Raw genomic sequence first — 361 nt, 5'->3', positions numbered from 1 at the left:
CGGCGCCCTCGATCATCGTCGGCCTGTTCGTCTATGAGCTCCTGGTCCGGCCGATGGGGCATTTCTCGGCCATCGCCGGCGCCTTCGCGCTTGCCATTCTGGTGATTCCGGTGGTCGTGCGCACCACCGAGGATATGCTTCTGCTGGTGCCGAACGCCCTGCGCGAGGCCGGCACGGCGATCGGCGCGCCGCGCTGGATCGTCATCCGCTCCGTCGCCTATCGCGCCGCGCTGTCGGGCATCGTCACCGGCATATTGCTGGCGATCGCCCGCATTTCCGGCGAGACGGCGCCGCTGCTTTTCACCGCGTTGTCGAACCAGTTCTTCTCGGCGGATATGAGCCAGCCGGTCGCCAATCTGCC

1 protein-coding gene is annotated in these 361 nt (G+C 67.0%); it reads left to right on the top strand.

Annotation, left to right across the window (positions count from 1 at the left end; genetic code table 11):
* Positions 1-361, top strand: a 361-nt coding sequence (locus EN859_RS36020) for an ABC transporter permease subunit (protein ID WP_135913662.1), incomplete at both ends; no start/stop codon positions are given.

Source organism: Mesorhizobium sp. M00.F.Ca.ET.216.01.1.1, from assembly GCF_004010325.2.
Taxonomy (GTDB): Bacteria; Pseudomonadota; Alphaproteobacteria; order Rhizobiales; family Rhizobiaceae; genus Mesorhizobium.
Note: the sequence above shows the minus strand (reverse complement) of the source record. Positions and strands in the feature narration are given on the sequence as shown.